This is a genomic window from Streptococcus sp. HMSC034E03, from assembly GCF_001811505.1.
GTDB lineage: Bacteria > Bacillota > Bacilli > Lactobacillales > Streptococcaceae > Streptococcus.
Window position 1 is genome coordinate 32,075 of the sequence record NZ_KV804996.1, and the last position, 18,075, is coordinate 50,149.

At 40.3% G+C, this 18,075-nt stretch carries 21 protein-coding genes and 2 pseudogenes; all 23 read left to right on the top strand.

Annotation, left to right across the window (positions count from 1 at the left end; genetic code table 11):
• Window positions 1-219, top strand: a pseudogene (locus HMPREF2805_RS11395) (ATP-binding protein); the annotation flags it as partial.
• A gap of 232 nt (window positions 220-451) precedes the next feature.
• Window positions 452-946: a hypothetical protein gene (locus HMPREF2805_RS07580; protein ID WP_075232019.1), complete on the top strand. Its 495-nt coding sequence runs from the start codon at window positions 452-454 to the stop codon at window positions 944-946.
• Window positions 947-1,091: 145 nt separating this feature from the next.
• Window positions 1,092-1,600: pseudogene (locus tag HMPREF2805_RS07585) on the top strand (hypothetical protein).
• Between the two features lie 491 nt (window positions 1,601-2,091).
• On the top strand, window positions 2,092-2,310 hold the full coding sequence (locus HMPREF2805_RS07590) for a hypothetical protein (protein WP_261676357.1): 219 nt from the start codon (window positions 2,092-2,094) through the stop codon (window positions 2,308-2,310).
• Window positions 2,311-3,144: 834 nt separating this feature from the next.
• Window positions 3,145-3,564 (top strand): DUF1492 domain-containing protein, encoded by a 420-nt coding sequence (locus HMPREF2805_RS07595; RefSeq protein ID WP_075232020.1) that lies wholly within the window; start codon window positions 3,145-3,147, stop codon window positions 3,562-3,564.
• 226 nt (window positions 3,565-3,790) lie between these two features.
• Complete coding sequence (locus HMPREF2805_RS07600; protein WP_075232021.1) at window positions 3,791-3,970, top strand: type II toxin-antitoxin system HicA family toxin; 180 nt, start codon at window positions 3,791-3,793, stop codon at window positions 3,968-3,970.
• A gap of 42 nt (window positions 3,971-4,012) precedes the next feature.
• Window positions 4,013-4,465 carry a type II toxin-antitoxin system HicB family antitoxin gene (locus HMPREF2805_RS07605; protein WP_075232022.1) on the top strand — a complete coding sequence of 151 codons (453 nt, stop codon included), beginning with the start codon at window positions 4,013-4,015 and terminating at the stop codon, window positions 4,463-4,465.
• 116 nt (window positions 4,466-4,581) lie between these two features.
• On the top strand, window positions 4,582-4,791 hold the full coding sequence (locus HMPREF2805_RS07610; protein ID WP_075232023.1) for a BOW99_gp33 family protein: 210 nt from the start codon (window positions 4,582-4,584) through the stop codon (window positions 4,789-4,791).
• Between the two features lie 621 nt (window positions 4,792-5,412).
• The gene (locus HMPREF2805_RS07615; RefSeq protein WP_075232024.1) at window positions 5,413-5,973 is read left to right on the top strand and encodes a hypothetical protein; all 561 of its coding nucleotides are present in this window, start codon (window positions 5,413-5,415) and stop codon (window positions 5,971-5,973) included.
• 110 nt (window positions 5,974-6,083) lie between these two features.
• A complete protein-coding gene (locus tag HMPREF2805_RS07620; protein WP_075232025.1) occupies window positions 6,084-6,869 on the top strand; it encodes an enoyl-CoA hydratase in 786 nt (261 codons plus the stop codon).
• Between the two features lie 91 nt (window positions 6,870-6,960).
• Window positions 6,961-7,395, top strand: a complete 435-nt coding sequence (locus HMPREF2805_RS07625; protein WP_075232026.1) for a fatty acid biosynthesis transcriptional regulator FabT — start codon at window positions 6,961-6,963, stop codon at window positions 7,393-7,395.
• Complete coding sequence (locus HMPREF2805_RS07630; RefSeq protein WP_075232027.1) at window positions 7,395-8,369, top strand: beta-ketoacyl-ACP synthase III; 975 nt, start codon at window positions 7,395-7,397, stop codon at window positions 8,367-8,369. Before HMPREF2805_RS07625 ends, HMPREF2805_RS07630 begins: the two co-directional genes overlap by 1 nt.
• A gap of 56 nt (window positions 8,370-8,425) precedes the next feature.
• Window positions 8,426-8,650 carry an acyl carrier protein gene (locus HMPREF2805_RS07635; protein ID WP_000257838.1) on the top strand — a complete coding sequence of 75 codons (225 nt, stop codon included), beginning with the start codon at window positions 8,426-8,428 and terminating at the stop codon, window positions 8,648-8,650.
• Between the two features lie 221 nt (window positions 8,651-8,871).
• Entirely contained in the window at window positions 8,872-9,846 is a 975-nt protein-coding gene (gene fabK, locus HMPREF2805_RS07640; RefSeq protein ID WP_075232028.1) for an enoyl-[acyl-carrier-protein] reductase FabK, read from the top strand.
• Window positions 9,839-10,759 (top strand): ACP S-malonyltransferase, encoded by a 921-nt coding sequence (gene fabD / locus HMPREF2805_RS07645; RefSeq protein ID WP_075232029.1) that lies wholly within the window; start codon window positions 9,839-9,841, stop codon window positions 10,757-10,759. Before fabK ends, fabD begins: the two co-directional genes overlap by 8 nt.
• A gap of 32 nt (window positions 10,760-10,791) precedes the next feature.
• Window positions 10,792-11,526 carry a 3-oxoacyl-[acyl-carrier-protein] reductase gene (fabG, locus tag HMPREF2805_RS07650; protein WP_075232030.1) on the top strand — a complete coding sequence of 245 codons (735 nt, stop codon included), beginning with the start codon at window positions 10,792-10,794 and terminating at the stop codon, window positions 11,524-11,526.
• A gap of 22 nt (window positions 11,527-11,548) precedes the next feature.
• Window positions 11,549-12,784 (top strand): beta-ketoacyl-ACP synthase II, encoded by a 1,236-nt coding sequence (gene fabF, locus HMPREF2805_RS07655; protein ID WP_075232031.1) that lies wholly within the window; start codon window positions 11,549-11,551, stop codon window positions 12,782-12,784.
• Window positions 12,785-12,786: 2 nt separating this feature from the next.
• On the top strand, window positions 12,787-13,269 hold the full coding sequence (gene accB / locus HMPREF2805_RS07660) for an acetyl-CoA carboxylase biotin carboxyl carrier protein (protein ID WP_075232032.1): 483 nt from the start codon (window positions 12,787-12,789) through the stop codon (window positions 13,267-13,269).
• On the top strand, window positions 13,266-13,688 hold the full coding sequence (gene fabZ / locus HMPREF2805_RS07665; RefSeq protein ID WP_075232033.1) for a 3-hydroxyacyl-ACP dehydratase FabZ: 423 nt from the start codon (window positions 13,266-13,268) through the stop codon (window positions 13,686-13,688). The genes accB and fabZ overlap by 4 nt, the downstream gene beginning before the upstream one ends.
• 11 nt (window positions 13,689-13,699) lie before the next feature.
• Window positions 13,700-15,067, top strand: coding sequence for an acetyl-CoA carboxylase biotin carboxylase subunit (gene accC, locus HMPREF2805_RS07670; RefSeq protein WP_075232034.1), 1,368 nt, complete (start codon window positions 13,700-13,702; stop codon window positions 15,065-15,067).
• A 187-nt stretch (window positions 15,068-15,254) separates the two neighbouring features.
• Window positions 15,255-16,118: an acetyl-CoA carboxylase, carboxyltransferase subunit beta gene (gene accD / locus HMPREF2805_RS07675; protein ID WP_075232035.1), complete on the top strand. Its 864-nt coding sequence runs from the start codon at window positions 15,255-15,257 to the stop codon at window positions 16,116-16,118.
• Window positions 16,118-16,885 (top strand): acetyl-CoA carboxylase carboxyl transferase subunit alpha, encoded by a 768-nt coding sequence (locus tag HMPREF2805_RS07680; protein WP_075232036.1) that lies wholly within the window; start codon window positions 16,118-16,120, stop codon window positions 16,883-16,885. The genes accD and HMPREF2805_RS07680 overlap by 1 nt, the downstream gene beginning before the upstream one ends.
• A gap of 421 nt (window positions 16,886-17,306) precedes the next feature.
• Entirely contained in the window at window positions 17,307-18,032 is a 726-nt protein-coding gene (locus HMPREF2805_RS07685) for a CPBP family intramembrane glutamic endopeptidase (RefSeq protein WP_075232037.1), read from the top strand.
• Window positions 18,033-18,075 lie beyond the last annotated feature (43 nt).

An 18,075-nucleotide genomic window follows, 5' to 3' on the forward strand; every position in this document is an offset into this window, starting at 1 on the left:
GAAGAAGAGTTTATTTTTGATATTCTCAGTAATCGAGATAAAACCATTATTACTACAAATCTAAGTAGTTCAGAGATTGCTAGCTTGTATAGTGAACGAGTGGCCAACCATGTCAGAACTGGCCTAGAGGGTAACTTTTTCAAGTCATTCACGATCAAAGATAAGCGATACTCAATTAAAAGATTGAAAGAAAAACAACATGATATTACAACTTTTTAAGTATACTGAACGATATTGGAACAAAGAGGATTTTGAAAAGAGGTCAACGACTTCATGGCGACTATTGAAGTGCTGGACGTGAAATTTTCTGCTACACAATTTAGTGAACCTTTTAATTCAGTGGCTAACGTATTGGTATTATACAGATAACAAAATGGGGTAGATAGTACCGACCCCCTTGAAACGGTGTAACTACTAGTGACACCCTTAAAACAGAAAGAGGAAAAACAACATGACACTAAAAATATTTTCTGATAAAGCAAAAACATTCACTTTCACTTACTATTTTTGTGATCAGGCGACCGCTCAAGTAGCAGGTCACGCGCTACTGGGATACATGACTGGGACATATTGCCAGCCTGTAATCTCATTGACCTACAAGGATAAAGGCACGCTTGTCGCTGAGTATGTGGAAGATCACAAGCTAAACAAGACTTTCAAGCGTATTTGTGACAGCTTTAAAGACTACCACAAACAACCAGAGGGAGATGAAGCATTTGAAGAACGCTACAAACGGGAGCGCGTGCTTCAACTCAAAGAGTCAGAGGACTTTGAGAGTTTGCTCAATAAGGTTACAGACTACGAGCTAGAACTATTAGACTATGCTGATCGCTTGCTTTCTGATAAGCCTATCCCTATGGACTCTATGACCGCTTTTGGTACTTTGGAAATGCTGGGTAATGAAAGTATTAACCTGCTCCAAAACTTGGACGTAGAAGGCGAATAATATAGAGGCCTTGCTGATTATGTGGCAGAGGCAGAAAGCTAGAACTATCAAGAGAGGCACCAGCCTCTTTTTGTGGTTTCATTGCTACCTAACCCAATCAATTTGGGTTTTTCTATATAGGGGGATTTTTGAACGAATGGAAGTTATAAAATCAATAACCATAGAGACATTTATAAAGCCAATGAAAAACAAGAATATCAGTCACGGTATAGCTGAGTTGGACGGTAGAAAACTAGAAATAGACCTAGATAATCTGTATATCACCTTTGAACGTGATCGTTTTGATTTAGCAAGAATACCAGGAACTAAGGGAGGGAATCGCTACTTTTTCTCTGTCCTATTTGTGGTAAACGATGCAGAAAACTCTATAAGAGACTTTTGCTATATGGTTGTGGATCATGCCAGAAAATACACAAGACAACACTGAACCGAAGTAAGACAGATTGCCAATACTATTGGGAACTTGCGCTTAGGGAAGCTAGAAAAGTAGAACCAGGTTGGAGTCCCAAACGTGGCGGATATATGTTTGATAGTTTTCCTGAAAGACCAAAGTATATGAAACGTGACAAGTATTATAAGCATTATCAAAAGTTTGTTAACTACACCAAGAAAGGAGATAGCTTTTGGCTGAATGGATTGAGCAATCTGAAGTAGTGTTTTGGATGAATATCTTGAGTTATCTTGAGAATATGTGTTAATCAAAACAAATACTAAATAAAGATTAATGTAAAAAAAGAATGATATAAACATTGTTTAGCTTAATAATTACAAGATAACAAAAGTATAGCGATGGGAGAAATAAGGCAGAGATACCCCCTTTATTTTTAGACGGGGGTATATTTTGCTAAAGCACAAGAACGCCACCCTCTTCCGCGCAAAAAATTCCTTTTTTGAAATGTTTATAGGTATTAGGGAATGTAGTACTGTCAGGAAGTTAGCTTGATTTTTTCACCTCTAAAGCTACCCATTAACTAAGTAGTTTAGGAGGCTTTAGATAATTTGTAGTAATGGAACAATTCTACCAAACGAACACCGTAGAAAGGTGCAATATGAAACGTGATAGCCGAGGGAGATTTTTGCCGGGCAACCAAGTAGCAAAAGGCAACAGGGGCAACAGAAAACCAAAATATGGCAATAGCAACGCTTTGAATCATGGACTACGCAGAGGATATACTGGACTGTTACCAAGCCAAAAGGGTGGGGTATCTATTTATAAAATGGGTGCATCCCTTGGAACGCTACCAGATAAGTATTTCCACTACTCAGAAGATGGAGCGCTTTGGGTAGATTATAACGCTTGTCAGTATTTAATTTCAGTTTGTGGCTTTCCTGAAAGTATGTTTAGCGAATCAGAGGAATGGTGAGGTTTTGGTTAGGTAGTGGCAAAAAATATGCCTGACAAATGGCAGGGTTATGTGTGTTGAACTCCGAGCGAACGCCGAGAAAATAGCTCTTGAACAGAGAACGAACAGAGAAGATTACATAGCTTGAAGCTAGAGCGAAGCCTGAGAAAGTGGGGTATATCCCCCTATCATTTATCAAGCAGATAAGAGCAATAATAACCCTCCTTAACTCCCTGAGAAATGACAAGCAGATAAGCGAAGTTTTTAGCCCTCTTATTTCGGATCTACTCCTTACAGAATGACAAGCAGATAAGGACGACAATAAGCCTTCTTAATTGCTTACAAAATGATAGGGAGTTAAGACGAATTTAAAAGCTCTTTATTTTCGTTTTTCTCCTTGTCAAACGGTAAGGAAATAAGACAGGAAATAACATCGCTTATTTTGATTTTGCTCCCTGAAAAACTGTAAGGAGATAAGGAGACTTATTAGCTTCCTTAATTTGGATTTTCTCCTTACAAAATGACAGGGAAATAAGAACTAAAATAACTCCCCTTATTTTCCTACCAAATGATAAGCAGATAAGCAAAGAAATAACTTGCCTTAATTGCTTGCAGAATGACAAGGAAATAAGGGAGATAAAAACATCCCTTAATTGCTTATCAAACCACAAGGAGATACGGGGGCTATCTCCCTCCCCACGCGCTTCTATGAGCTTCACCCGTCATTGTACATTTTTTCTCACGGGAAAGCATTTGAAGCTAGAGCGAACATAGAGAAATAGCAAAAAAAAGCCAAGGCGCTCCGCCTCAGCTATAATTAACACAATAAAATTATACCATACAGGAGGTCAAGGCATGACACCAGAGCAAGTAAAAGAAAAACTAGAGGGCGTTAAGTGGATCAATAAAGAAATAGAGGGCTTGTATTTAGAGTTTGCAGCTTTAGAAAGTGGTATTATCAAAAAGCCAACACTAAGCCATAGCAGGGTGCAGGCAAGCAGAGAGAACAAGACAGAGAACAATCTTATAAGTGTTCTGAAGCTAAAAGAGGACACTTTACAGAGAATTGAGCGACTTACTGAAGAGAGAATGGAAATATCTGGGCTAATCGATAAGCTGGCCAATCCTCTTGAGCGTTCTGTTCTCAGGCTGTTTTACTTGAATGATCTCGACGCTTGGGAGGTTGCTGAAGAAATAGATAAATCAAAGACTACAGCATACATTATAAGGCAAAAAGCTATAGAACACTTAACAGGTATTGTAAACGGGGATTGATTTAACCTCCTTACCACAGAGACTAGTGCGTATAGGGAACCATAGGCTTCATATTCGCCCGTATTTCGCTTTATTTCGTGCTAGATAACTAAAAATACCACGGATAAACTAAAAGCCCTTAGAAACGAATCTGGGGGCTTTTGTAACGCGACAGAATAATGAGGAAAATCTCTTTACAACACGTGTTATACGTGTTATAATAATACTGTCAGGAGGTAAAAGCGCTATGCCTATGACACAAAAAGAGATGGTCAAACTCCTTATGGCTCATGGTTGGATAAAAACCAAAGGCGGTAAAGGCTCCCACGTTAAAATGGAGAAGGAAGGGGAAAGACCTATCACAGTCCCTCATGGTGAACTGAATAAGTACACTGAAAGAGGGATAAGAAAGCAAGCAGGACTGTAATAAAGGCAGTCCCCCGCTTGTCTTTGATTTTGGAGGTAAACTATGCTTGTCACTTATCCAGCTTTATTTTATTATGACGATACAGACGGAGCTAACGCCCCTTACTTTGTAACTTTCCCAGATTTTGAACATTCAGCAACTCAAGGGGAAGATATGGCAGACGCTATGGCAATGGCCAGCGATTGGCTCGGTATTAACCTAGCTGATTATATCGAGAATGGGAGAGAAATTCCTACCCCTACTCCTATTAACGCTTTATCTTTGGCTTCTAACAACCCTTTCCAGGATGATGAGAACATAGATCTAGTCTATGATCCTAGCAAATCTTTTATCTCTATGGTTATGGTTGACGTTGCAGAATATCTAGGCAGTCAAGAGCCTGTTAAAAAAACCCTAACCATTCCACGTTGGGCGGATACATTAGGGCGTGACCTAGGGTTGAACTTCTCACAGACCCTAACAGACGCTATTGCTGATAAAAAAATCCATGCTTAATAATTAACTATGATATAATTGACTTATAAACAGAGCTTTTCCATCTCCCCTTGAAACAGTTCATTCTGCAGTAGGAGGTGGGACGGTTCTGTTTTTACCATAAAGGAGCATTTAACATGGCAAAAGTTAAAGAAAAATGGAACCCAACAATATCACATATTGTCCCTAAAGGTACCAAACTAGCAGACGGTACAATATTAGACAAAGAAACAACCTTAACACAAGAAGAATTTACTAAAAATCCCCCTGTTATTCCAGCGGGACACCCTTATTATAATCTTTTAGCTAGAATAAGCAGAGAGGAAATAGAAAAGGAAGAGCTATAGCACCAAGAAGCAGTAAAATATAGTAGTTTTGCGCGTGATATTCGCTTGAAAATGACTTGTTAAGGTCAACAAAATTGATAACCACGCGCTTTTAGCTATCTCACCTTTTCGCTAGCTAAAACAACCAATGCGCGTGATAAACATGGCATAATATATTCACAGCTGGAGGCTTGCATAGTCTAGCCGATTAGGGAGTGTTAGACCATGAGGTCACACACTCCCTTTTTTGGTATAATAAACCTATCAGATAAGCAAAAACAACTAAAAAAGCGTAGCTGATGACTACGCTAGTTCTTGCCTGCTGAACTCATTAAATTATTTTGATAGACTTGAAAAAGTCTATTTTTTGTTCCATTTTTTAGGAACTTTAGGGGGAATGAATGGCAATCTATGCCTATATGTTTATTTTAGTAACTCTTTAAAAACTCAATAAAATCAAGGGTTTAGGGTCTGTAAATTGGTAAAAAGAAAGTTGCAAAAGGTAATATACGATTATAGCAGAAAGAGAGGCTTTTTTCAATCTGGAAAATATTCTATACAATTGTTTGAAAGTCTCATCATAAAAGCTTATAATAAAGGTGTAGGAGGAAAGACTCTTCTAATGAAAGGAGTTGGGGGAAGATGATTAAAAGAGTAGTTTGTTTAATCTTACTAGTCATTACCTTCGTGATGATTCCTACAAATATCGGAGCAAGTTCTCAACCTCTTCCCAGTGGTCGTTTGACGGGAGAAGAATTAGCAATGGAGTATGCTCAGGAGCGTCAGATTTCAGTTGAGAGGGCTAAAATTATCTTATCTATCGGCTTGTCAGATAGTAAGGAAAGGACCTATCGAATTCTCTCTGAAAAGATTATCGTCAATCCTAACTATGAAGCTAGAGTCAAGTTTTATTGTCGAACAGATGAAAGTGGACAATTTAGAGGAATCACGAAACTCTTAGCTACAAGTCTGGTCAACAAGGACGGAAATAAGGAAGCTCCTTTTGCAGGAAATCTTTTTGCCTACCTAGAAGATCCAAATCGTGTTTTTTACATGGTTTCAGGAGAATTCTACCATAAGGGATCAAACCAAGAACAGCTTTATCAGAGAGAAGGAGGACGAATGCTTGAAGTGATTTATGATTTCATGGATGATACAAGTACTGGTTTTCCTGTATTTTTAGATACCAAACTAAGTTTTTAAAATCGGCCGATACACTTTCGGTCGATTTTTCTCTTGTCTAATAAGCTGGAAAAAGATATAATTTGAAAACAAAATAATTTAATCTTCGTTGTAAATTGAAAGGAGTGGTTATGGATCATATCCTCTATCAAGTTCAGGACGATCTAGCGATGCTTACTCTGAATCGTCCAGAGGTAGCCAATGGTTTTCATATTCCTATGTGTCAAGAAATTCTAGAAGCATTAGAATTAGCTGAAAAAGATGCTTCGGTTTCGTTTATTCTCATTAATGCTGCCGGCAAAGTCTTCTCTGTTGGGGGCGATCTAGTAGAAATGAAACGTGCTGTCGATGAGGATGATATTGCCTCCTTGGCTCAGATTGCAGAATTAGTCAATGCCATTTCTTATAAAATTAAGCAAATTTCTAAGCCTGTCATCATGGAAGTAGATGGAGCAGTTGCTGGGGCGGCGGCTAATATGGCTTTGGCAGTTGATTTCTGTATTGCTTCTGACAAGGCTAAATTCATCCAGGCCTTTGTAGGTGTGGGCTTGGCTCCAGACGCGGGAGGTTTATTCTTGCTTACACGATCACTTGGTGCAACTCGGGCAACGCAATTAGCTATGACTGGCGAAGCTTTCACAGCAGAAAAAGCACTTGAAGCTGGAGCTGTCTATCGTCTGTGTGCTAGTGATCAACTGGAAAAGACAAGAGAGCAACTATTGAAGAAGTTGAGACGAGGCTCTTCTAACTCTTATGCTGCTGTTAAGAAGTTAGTCTGGGAGAGCGAATTTAAGCAGTGGCACGAGTACGCACAGCTAGAATTGGAATTGCAAAAATCTCTATCTTATACGGAGGATTTCAAAGAAGGTGTTCGTGCACATTCTGAAAAAAGACGTCCAAAATTTTTGGGGAAATAATAAAATACTTGCGCAATTCTTTGAAGTTTGATATACTTTTTTTGTCAAATGTTTTGATAGTTAAACTTTTTTGATGAGGGAGGGAAGAAAATTGGACTACCAACGGATCAATGACTATTTAACATCTATTTTTAATAACGTCCTTGTGATTGAGGAAGTGAGTTTGAGAGGTAGTCGTTTCAAGGATATCTCCATCAAGGAAATGCACACGATCGATGTGATTGGCAAGTTTCCAGATGTGACTCCAAGTCAAGTGTCCAAAGAGTTGATGGTAACTCTAGGAACCGTGACAACTAGCTTGAACAACTTGGAACGAAAAGGTTATATCGAGCGCTTGCGATCAGATCAGGATCGTCGTGTAGTACATCTGCATTTGACAAAGAAAGGTCGCTTGGTACATCGGCTCCATAGACGTTTTCACAAGGCCATGGTCGAAAGGATCATCGAAGGCATGAGCCCAGAGGAAATGGATGTCATGAGTAAAGGTTTGACCAATCTTTATCAATTTTTGGAGGATTTGAAATAATGGCTTTTGCGAAAATAAGCCAGGTTGCTCATTATGTTCCAGAGCAGATTGTCACAAATGAAGATTTGGCTCAGGTTATGGATACGAGTGATGAATGGATTTCAAGTCGAACTGGAATTAAGGAACGTCGCATTTCTAAGACAGAATCAACAGGAGATTTGGCTACTGAAGTTGCCAAACAGCTTTTAGAGAAGTCAGGGATTTCTGCTGAAGAGTTGGATTTCATCATCTTAGCTACGATGACCCCTGACTCGATGATGCCATCTACTGCAACACGTGTACAGGCTCGTATAGGTGCTCGTAAGGCCTTTGCATTTGATCTAACCGCCGCTTGTAGTGGTTTCACCTTTGCCCTTTCAACTGCAGAGAAGTTTATCTCTTCAGGAGCTTATCGTAAGGGTCTAGTTATCGGTAGTGAAACTATGTCCAAAACCTTGGACTGGACAGATCGTTCAACAGCTGTCCTATTTGGAGATGGAGCTGGTGGCGTCTTGTTAGAAGCAAGCGATAAGCAACATTTCCTAGCGGAGAGTCTCAATAGCGATGGTTCACGTAGTGAGTGCTTGACCTATGGGCAGACAGGCTTGACGTCACCATTTTCAGTTCAAGAAAATCCAGATGCTTTCTTGAAAATGGATGGCCGAGCAGTTTTTGACTTTGCAATTCGAGATGTTGCTAAGTCTATCAAAGAGACCATAGAGATGAGTCCTGTATCTGCAGAAGAACTAGACTATCTCCTGCTTCATCAGGCCAATAACCGTATCTTGGATAAGATGGCTAGAAAAATCGGTGTAGATCGTGATAAGCTTCCCGCAAATATGACCAAGTATGGAAATACTAGTGCGGCAAGTATTCCGATTTTGCTTTCAGAGTGTGTAGAAGAAGGGCTAATCCATTTGGATGGTAGCCAAAAAATACTCTTATCAGGCTTCGGTGGAGGTTTGACATGGGGCACACTTGTTGTTACAATTTAGGTAATTATGTGGTGAACACATTGTTATAAAAACTATTTATTTTAAAGGAGTCTATCATGGCAGTATTTGAAAAAGTACAAGAAATTATCGTTGAAGAACTTGGAAAAGACGCATCAGAAGTAACGCTTGAATCTACTTTTGATGATTTGGATGCAGATTCATTGGACTTGTTCCAAGTAATCTCTGAAATCGAAGATGCTTTTGATATCCAAATCGAAGCAGAGGATGACTTGAAAACAGTTGGCGACTTGGTTGCTTACGTTGAAGAGCAAACAAAATAATTTATACTCTTCAAAAATCAAATTCAAACCACGTCAGCTTCGCCTTGCCGTACTCAAGTACAGCCTGCGGCTAGCTTCCTAGTTTGCTCTTTGATTTTCATTGAGTATTAAATAAATGGAGAAGGAGTAGGGAAACCCGCTCCCTCTTGTTCAGGTAATAGTTTGACAGTCAAAGTATAATGTGGTCGAACTATTACCTAAGCAAGACTCATGGAGGAGCTATGAAAACACGTATTACAGAATTATTGAATATTAAATATCCTATCTTTCAGGGAGGAATGGCCTGGGTAGCTGATGGTGACCTGGCGGGTGCTGTTTCAAAGGCAGGTGGTCTGGGTATCATCGGTGGAGGAAATGCTCCTAAAGAAGTGGTTAAGGCTAATATTAATAAGATTAAATCTTTAACAGACAAGCCTTTTGGTGTCAACATTATGCTTTTGTCTCCCTTTGTGGAAGATATTGTAGACCTTGTTATCGAGGAAGGTGTTAAGGTAGTTACAACAGGCGCAGGAAACCCTGGAAAATACATGGAACGCTTCCATGAAGCAGGGATTACAGTTATTCCAGTTGTCCCAAGTGTTGCTTTAGCTAAACGCATGGAAAAAATCGGTGCGGATGCCGTCATTGCAGAAGGTATGGAGGCTGGGGGGCATATCGGGAAATTAACAACTATGACCTTGGTTCGTCAAGTTGCAGCTGCTGTTTCCATTCCTGTTATCGCTGCTGGCGGTATTGCAGACGGTGAAGGAGCTGCTGCTGGCTTTATGCTTGGTGCAGAGGCTGTGCAAGTAGGGACTCGTTTTGTAGTTGCTAAAGAATCAAATGCCCATCCAAACTATAAAGCTAAAATTTTAAAAGCTCGTGATATTGATACAACGATTTCGGCACAACATTTTGGACACGCAGTTCGTGCCATTAAAAACAAATTGACTCGTGATTTCGAGCAAGCTGAAAAAGATGCCTTTAAACAAGAAAATCCAGATTTAGAAATTTTTGAGCAAATGGGTGCAGGAGCCTTAGCTAAAGCTGTTGTCCATGGGGATGTGGATGGCGGTTCAGTGATGGCCGGCCAGATTGCAGGTCTGGTTTCGAAAGAAGAAACTGTTGAAGAAATCTTAAAAGATATTTACTATGGTGCAGCTGAAAAGATTCAAGCAGAAGCTGCTCGTTGGGCAGGAGTTACAAGAAATGACTAAAACAGCCTTTCTATTTGCAGGTCAAGGAGCCCAGTACCTTGGAATGGGACGTGAGCTATACGACCAATATGCTATCGTCAAGGAAACAATCGATCAAGCTAGCCAAGTCTTAGGTTATGACCTTCGTGACTTGATTGATAACGATGAAACGAAGCTACATCAGACTCGTTACACGCAACCAGCTATTTTAGCTACATCCGTTGCTATTTACCGACTACTAAAGGAAAAAGGTTACCAGCCTGATATGGTGGCAGGTTTGTCTCTTGGAGAATACTCTGCCCTGGTAGCTAGTGGTGCCTTGGATTTTGAAGCTGCAGTGGCTCTAGTTGCTAAACGTGGGTCTTATATGGAAGAAGCAGCACCAGTAGGATCAGGGAAAATGGTAGCTGTGCTAAATACACCAGTTGAAGTTATCGAAAAAGCTTGTCAAGAAGCTTCTCAACTTGGTGTTGTAACTCCAGCCAACTACAATACGCCGAGTCAAATTGTTATTGGTGGGGAGGTAGCTGCAGTAGATCGTGCAGTTGAACTTTTGCAAGAAGCAGGAGCAAAACGCTTGATTCCGCTCAATGTTTCTGGGCCTTTCCATACAGCTTTATTGGAATCTGCTAGTCAAAAATTAGCTCAAGCCCTGACAGAAGTTGAATTTTCTGACTTTGCTTGTCCACTTGTTGGTAATACAGAAGCGAAGGTCATGGAAAAAGAACGTATTGCAGAACTCTTGACTCGTCAAGTTAAGGAACCTGTCCGTTTTTATGAAAGTATTGCAGTCATGCAAGAAGCGGGTGTCACTCGTTTTATCGAGATTGGACCTGGTAAAGTTTTGTCAGGATTCGTCAAAAAGATTGATAAAACAGCTCAACTTTCTAATGTGGAAGATCAAGCAAGCTTACAAGCACTCTTAGAAAATTAGACCAAAATGGTAGAAGTTCTGAAAGGAGAAAAATGAAACTAGAACAGAAAAATGTCTTTATTACAGGCTCAAGTCGAGGAATTGGTCTTGCCATTGCCCATAAATTTGCCAGCTTGGGAGCCAATGTTGTCTTGAATAGTCGTGGTGAAATCTCCGAGGAGCTTCTTGCCGAATTTAAACCATACGGGGTGAAGATCCTTGCTATTTCTGGTGACGTTTCTGATTTTGCGGACGCAAAACGTATGGTAGACCAAGCCATTGAAGAGCTGGGGTCAGTTGATGTCCTCGTTAATAATGCTGGGATTACTCAAGACACTCTCATGCTCAAGATGACAGAAGAGGATTTTGAGAAGGTCTTGAAAGTCAATTTGACAGGGGCTTTCAATATGACACAATCAGTCTTGAAACCGATGATAAAAGCTCGCGAAGGTGCTATCATCAATATGTCTAGTGTTGTTGGTCTGATGGGAAATATCGGTCAAGCCAACTACGCTGCTTCTAAGGCTGGTTTGATTGGTTTTACTAAGTCTGTAGCGCGTGAGGTTGCTAATCGTAATGTGAGAGTAAATGCTATTGCTCCAGGAATGATTGAATCAGATATGACAGCAGTTCTATCTGATAAGGTCAAAGATGCCATGTTGGCACAAATTCCGATGAAACAGTTTGGACAAGCAGAGCAGGTAGCTGATGTGACAGCCTTTCTTGCTAGTCAAGATTATCTAACAGGACAAGTAATTGCAATTGATGGTGGACTAACCATGCAATAAGAGTTAAAATAGAGGTAGAAGAATGAAACTGAATCGAGTAGTAGTGACAGGTTATGGAGTGACATCTCCAATCGGAAATACACCAGAAGAATTTTGGAATAGTTTGACAACTGGAAAAATCGGAATTGGTGAAATCACCAAGTTTGATCATAGTGAATTTGCGGTGCATAATGCGGCAGAAATCCAGGATTTTCCTTTTGACAAATATTTTGTAAAAAAAGATACCAACCGTTTTGATGCTTATTCTTTATATGCACTATATGCAGCACAAGAAGCAGTGAACAATGCTAATCTTGATGTAGAGACTCTTGATAGAGACCGCTTTGGTGTCATCGTTGCTTCAGGTATCGGTGGAATCAAGGAAATCGAAGATCAAGTGCTTCGACTTCATGATAAGGGACCAAAACGTGTAAAGCCATTGACACTTCCAAAAGCTTTACCAAATATGGCATCAGGAAATGTTGCTATGCGTTTTGGAGCAAACGGTGTTTGTAAATCTATCAATACTGCTTGTGCTTCTTCAAATGATGCAATTGGGGATGCCTTTCGTTCCATCAAGTTTGGTTACCAAGATGTTATGCTAGTTGGTGGTTCTGAGGCTTCTATCACTCCATTTGCCATTGCAGGTTTCCAAGCCTTGACAGCTCTTTCAACAACAGAGGATCCAAGTCGTGCCTCTATTCCATTTGACAAAGACCGTAATGGATTTGTCATGGGTGAAGGATCAGGTATGTTGGTTCTTGAAAGTTTAGAGCATGCTGAAAAACGCGGTGCAACTATCCTAGCTGAAGTTGTTGGTTACGGAAATACTTGTGATGCCTACCATATGACTTCACCACATCCAGAAGGTCAAGGAGCTATTAAAGCCATCAAATTAGCCTTGGAAGAAGCTGAGATTTCTCCAGACCAAGTAGCCTATGTCAATGCTCATGGAACCTCGACTCCTGCCAATGAAAAAGGAGAAAGTGGTGCCATTGTATCTGTTCTAGGTAAGGATGTTCCAGTTTCTTCAACCAAATCCTTCACAGGTCATTTGCTGGGAGCAGCAGGGGCTGTTGAAGCCATTGCTACTATTGAAGCTATTCGTCAGAGCTATGTTCCAATGACAGCCGGAACGAAAGAATTATCAGACTATATCGAAGCAAACGTTATTTATGGACAAGGCTTGGAACGTGAAATTCCATATGCTATCTCAAATACCTTTGGATTTGGTGGGCATAATGCAGTCCTTGTTTTCAAACGTTGGGAGAATAAGTAAAGATGAATTTAAATGAAATCAAAGACTTGATGGCGCAATTTGACCAGTCAAGCTTGAAAGAATTTTCTTATAAAAATGGAACGGATGAGTTGGTCTTCAGTAAGAATGAAGCGAAACTTGTTGCAGAAGCAAGTCAAGCACCTCAAGCTGTGGTTTCAGTAACTGAATCTACACTTGCACCACAAGCTCCAACTACAGCACCAGCTGTAGAAACTGTTCCAGAATCAAATACTACTGAATCTGTAGCTGAAGGGGACCTTGTAGAAAGTCCACTTGTCGGAGTTGCTTACTTGGCTGCCGGACCAGACAAACCTAATTTTGTTTCAGTCGGTGATACTGTTAAAAAAGGCCAAACCTTGGTCATCATCGAAGCTATGAAGGTCATGAACGAAATTCCAGCACCTAAAGATGGTGTCGTAACAGAAATTCTTGTTGAAAATGAAGAAATGGTTGAGTTCGGGAAAGGTTTGGTACGTATCAAATGATTGATATTCAAGAAATTAAAGAAGCTTTGCCACACCGTTATCCCATGCTCTTAGTGGATCGTGTTTTGGAAGTCAGTGAAGATACAATTGTTGCCATTAAAAATGTGACGATTAACGAACCTTTCTTCAATGGTCATTTTCCTCAATACCCAGTTATGCCTGGAGTCCTCATTATGGAAGCCTTGGCTCAGACAGCAGGTGTTTTGGAATTGTCTAAACCTGAAAACAAAGGGAAACTTGTCTTCTATGCTGGTATGGATAAGGTTAAGTTTAAGAAACAAGTTGTTCCTGGTGATCAGCTTGTCATGACAGCAACTTTTGTCAAACGTCGTGGCACAATCGCCGTAGTAGAAGCGAAGGCAGAAGTAGATGGTAAGCTTGTAGCAAGCGGTACTCTGACCTTTGCTATTGGAAACTAGGGAGGTTTTCCATGTTTCGTAAGATTTTAATTGCCAATCGTGGTGAAATTGCTGTTCGTATTATTCGTGCGGCACGAGAGCTAGGAATTGCCACAGTTGCTGTTTATTCGACTGCTGACAAGGAAGCTCTCCACACTCTTTTGGCTGATGAGGCTATCTGTATCGGTCCTTGCAAGGCTACAGAATCTTATCTGAACATCAATGCCATCCTATCAGCTGCGGTCTTGACTGAAGCTGAGGCTATTCACCCTGGATTTGGATTTTTAAGTGAAAATTCTAAATTTGCAACCATGTGTGAAGAAGTCGGTATTAAATTTATCGGCCCGTCAGCTCGTGTCATGGATGTCATGGGTGATAAAATTAACGCCCGTGCTCAAATGATTAAGGCCAATGTGCCCGTCATTCCAGGGTCAGATGGAGAAGTCTATAATGCTGAAGAGGCTCTTGCTATTGCCGAAAAGATTGGTTATCCAGTCATGCTTAAGGCATCAGCTGGAGGTGGTGGTAAAGGGATTCGTAAGGTTGAAAAGGCAGAAGATCTTGTTTTAGCCTTTGAAACAGCCTCTAGTGAAGCTAAAGCCAACTTTGGTAATGGGGCTATGTACCTAGAGCGTGTGATTTATCCTGCTCGACATATTGAAGTACAGATTCTTGCTGACCAGATGGGTCATGTTATTCACCTTGGTGAGCGAGATTGTTCTCTCCAACGTAACAACCAAAAGGTTTTAGAAGAAAGTCCTTCGATTGCTATTGGGAAGACACTGCGTAATGAAATTGGTGCTGTAGCTGTTCGTGCAGCGGAGTCTGTTGGTTACGAGAATGCTGGTACTATTGAGTTTCTATTGGATGAAGCAAGTGGTAAATTCTACTTTATGGAGATGAATTCTCGTATTCAAGTAGAGCATCCTGTTACAGAATTTGTTTCTGGTGTGGATATTGTGAAGGAACAGATTCGTATTGCGGCAGGTCAACCTTTGACTCTGAAACAAGAAGACATTGTTCTAAAAGGACATGCTATTGAGTGCCGTATCAATGCGGAAAACCCAGCCTTTAATTTTGCACCAAGTCCTGGTAAGATTACCAATCTTTATCTCCCAAGTGGTGGTGTTGGCTTGCGTGTAGATTCTGCAGTTTATCCAGGTTACACTATTCCACCCTACTATGATAGTATGATTGCTAAGATTATTGTTCATGGTGAAAATCGTTTTGATGCTCTTATGAAAATGCAAAGAGCTCTATATGAACTCGAAATTGAAGGGGTTGTCACCAATGCTGATTTCCAACTCGATTTGATTTCAGATCGTCGAGTGATAGCAGGGGACTACGATACTTCATTCTTGATGGAAACTTTCTTACCACACTATCAAGAAAAAGAATAATGTAATACTCTTCGAAAATCTCTTCAAACCGCGTCAGCTTCGCCTTGCCGTAGATATAGGTAACTGACTTCGTCAGTTCTATCCACAACCTCAAAACAGTGTTTTGAGCAACCTGCGGCTAGCTTCCTAGTTTGCTCTTTGATTTTCATTGAGTATAAAAATAGTATAAGACTGAAAAGGGGGATGTATGGCTCTATTTAGTAAAAAAGATAAATATATTCGAATCAATCCCAATCGTTCGACTGTAAATCAACCTCAGATCAAGCCAGAGGTTCCAGATGAGCTCTTCTCCCAATGTCCAGGTTGCAAATACACGATTTACCAAAAGGACTTGGGGAGCGAGCGGATATGCCCTCACTGTGGCTATACCTTCCGTATTTCAGCTCAAGAGCGTTTAGCTTTAACCATTGATATGGGTACGTTTTTGGAAATGTTTAAAGGAATTGAGACTCAGGATCCTTTGAATTTTCCAGGCTATCGTAAAAAATTGACTTTGATGCGTGAAAAGACAGGTCTTGATGAGGCTGTTGTAACAGGAACAGCTTTGATTAAGGGAGAGAAGGTTGCCCTTGGCATCATGGATTCAAACTTTATCATGGCATCAATGGGGACAGTTGTTGGTGAAAAAACTACTCGCTTATTCGAATTTGCCACAGATGAGAAATTGCCAGTCGTCTTGTTTACGGCTTCTGGTGGTGCCCGTATGCAAGAAGGAATCATGAGTTTGATGCAGATGGCTAAAATCTCTGCTGCAGTTAAACGCCATTCTAATGCAGGTCTCTTTTATCTGACAATCCTTACGGATCCAACAACTGGAGGAGTAACAGCTTCCTTCGCTATGGAAGGGGATATCATCTTAGCGGAACCTCAAAGTCTTGTTGGTTTTGCTGGACGCCGTGTAATTGAAAATACGGTAAGGGAAGACTTACCAGAGGATTTCCAGAAGGCAGAGTTTCTTCTAGAGCATGGCTTTGTAGATGCAATTGTAAAACGGCGAGAATTGCCAGATATGATTGCTCGATTAGTAAGGTTGCATAAGGGGGATTGTTGATGAATATAGCGAAAATCGTCAGAGAAGCACGTGAACAAACCCGCTTAACTGCCTTGGACTTCGCAACAGGAATTTTTGATGACTTTGTGGAGCTACATGGGGATCGCTCTTTCAGAGATGATGGTGCTGTGGTTGGTGGTATCGGATGGTTGGGAGACCAAGCAGTAACTGTAGTTGGAATCCAAAAAGGTAAAAGTTTACAAGATAATCTTAACCGTAACTTTGGACAACCCCATCCAGAAGGCTATCGCAAGGCCCTTCGTTTGATGAAGCAAGCAGAAAAGTTTGGTCGTCCAGTTGTTACCTTTATCAATACTGCGGGAGCCTATCCTGGTGTAGGAGCAGAAGAACGGGGTCAAGGTGAAGCAATTGCTAGAAATCTCTTTGAAATGAGCGACCTAAAAGTGCCCATCATTGCGATTATTATCGGAGAAGGTGGCTCTGGTGGAGCTCTAGCTCTAGCAGTAGCTGACCGTGTTTGGATGCTTGAAAATTCCATCTATGCCGTACTGAGTCCTGAAGGATTTGCTTCTATCTTATGGAAAGATGGCACGCGTGCCATGGAAGCAGCTGAGTTGATGAAAATCACTTCGTATGAGTTGTTGGATATGCAAGTTGTAGATAAGGTCATTTCTGAAGTTGGTCTTTCAAGCAAAGATTTAATCAAGCAAGTGAAGGAACAACTCCAAGCAGAACTCGATGTACTTGGTAAACTTCCGCTAGATCAACTCATTGAAGAACGTTATCAACGCTTTAGAAAATACTAAAAAGAAAGAGAGTGGGACAGAAATCGGTAATTCGTTAGAATTCGATTTCGTCGTCCCACCTCCGCACAGTTGAGTAGGGCTGTAAAAGCTGATGAAATCAGCGTAGTAGAGCCCACTCAACCACTGCGTCTTGCTCGACAATCCAAAGACAATTGAGAGGCCAGGACTTTTGTCCCAGCCTCTTTTTGGCTGCTATAAAAAAGACATGTCAGGATTAAGAATTGACAGTTGAGGAAATAGAACTGAGAGTCATTAAAAAAAGATGTATATTATATAATAAGGAATGATAATCTATAAGTGCTGCAGAGAATAGACTAAGTTTTTATAGATTTTATGTTGTGCTTGGTCAGTATATAACTGATAAACTGAATAGGGGGTTGTTATTCTTTCCCTCCATCAAGGTAATTTTTTAGGAGTGAGTATGAAAAAACTAGGGCATTTGGGAGTCTTCATCTTACTGGTATTTTTATCGGTTTATCTACCAGAGTTAGGGATTATGCATCTGACTAAGTTTTTAGGATGGGGGATAGATGGCTATTCTATCTTTTTAACAGTAGAAGTAATAGCTCTTTTACTGTCATTTATCTACTGGTTGAAAAAGAAAAAGATGCTCTATATCGTTGAAAATGAGTCTTGGAAATGGTCGACAAATTTTTATCTTCTAGTCGCTCTAGTGGCTACTTATTTTGATCGTCAATTGGTGGATGCTTTTCAGTTACAGTTTCATTACTTAATTGATAACAAGTATATCTTTCAAGACCTTCTTTCGATTCTATATTCCAATGGGCAACCAACTTTTCTATCAACTGTTCTCAGTTTTAGTTTAACAGTAGTCGTCGGACCTATATTGGAGGAACTGATTCATAGGGGGTACTTTATGAATAACTTTTTCCCCCAGTCCAAGTACTATCTGGATGTTATCCTATCTGCTCTTATCTTTGGACTTAGTCATTTGATCCTAACTCACCGAGATCCTATCAGTTTCATCATTTATAGTTTAGGCGGTTTCTTCTATGCCCTTGTCTACCGTTGGACAAAGAACCTGAAAATTACAATCCTATGCCATAGTTTTTTCAACTTTCTCACTTATGCAAAGCCCATCTGGATTTTTGTTTATAATTTTATCTATTATCGTTTTTTAAGATAGTAGTAATAAGAAAAGTGTTTGATCTGAGTCAAACACTTTTTCT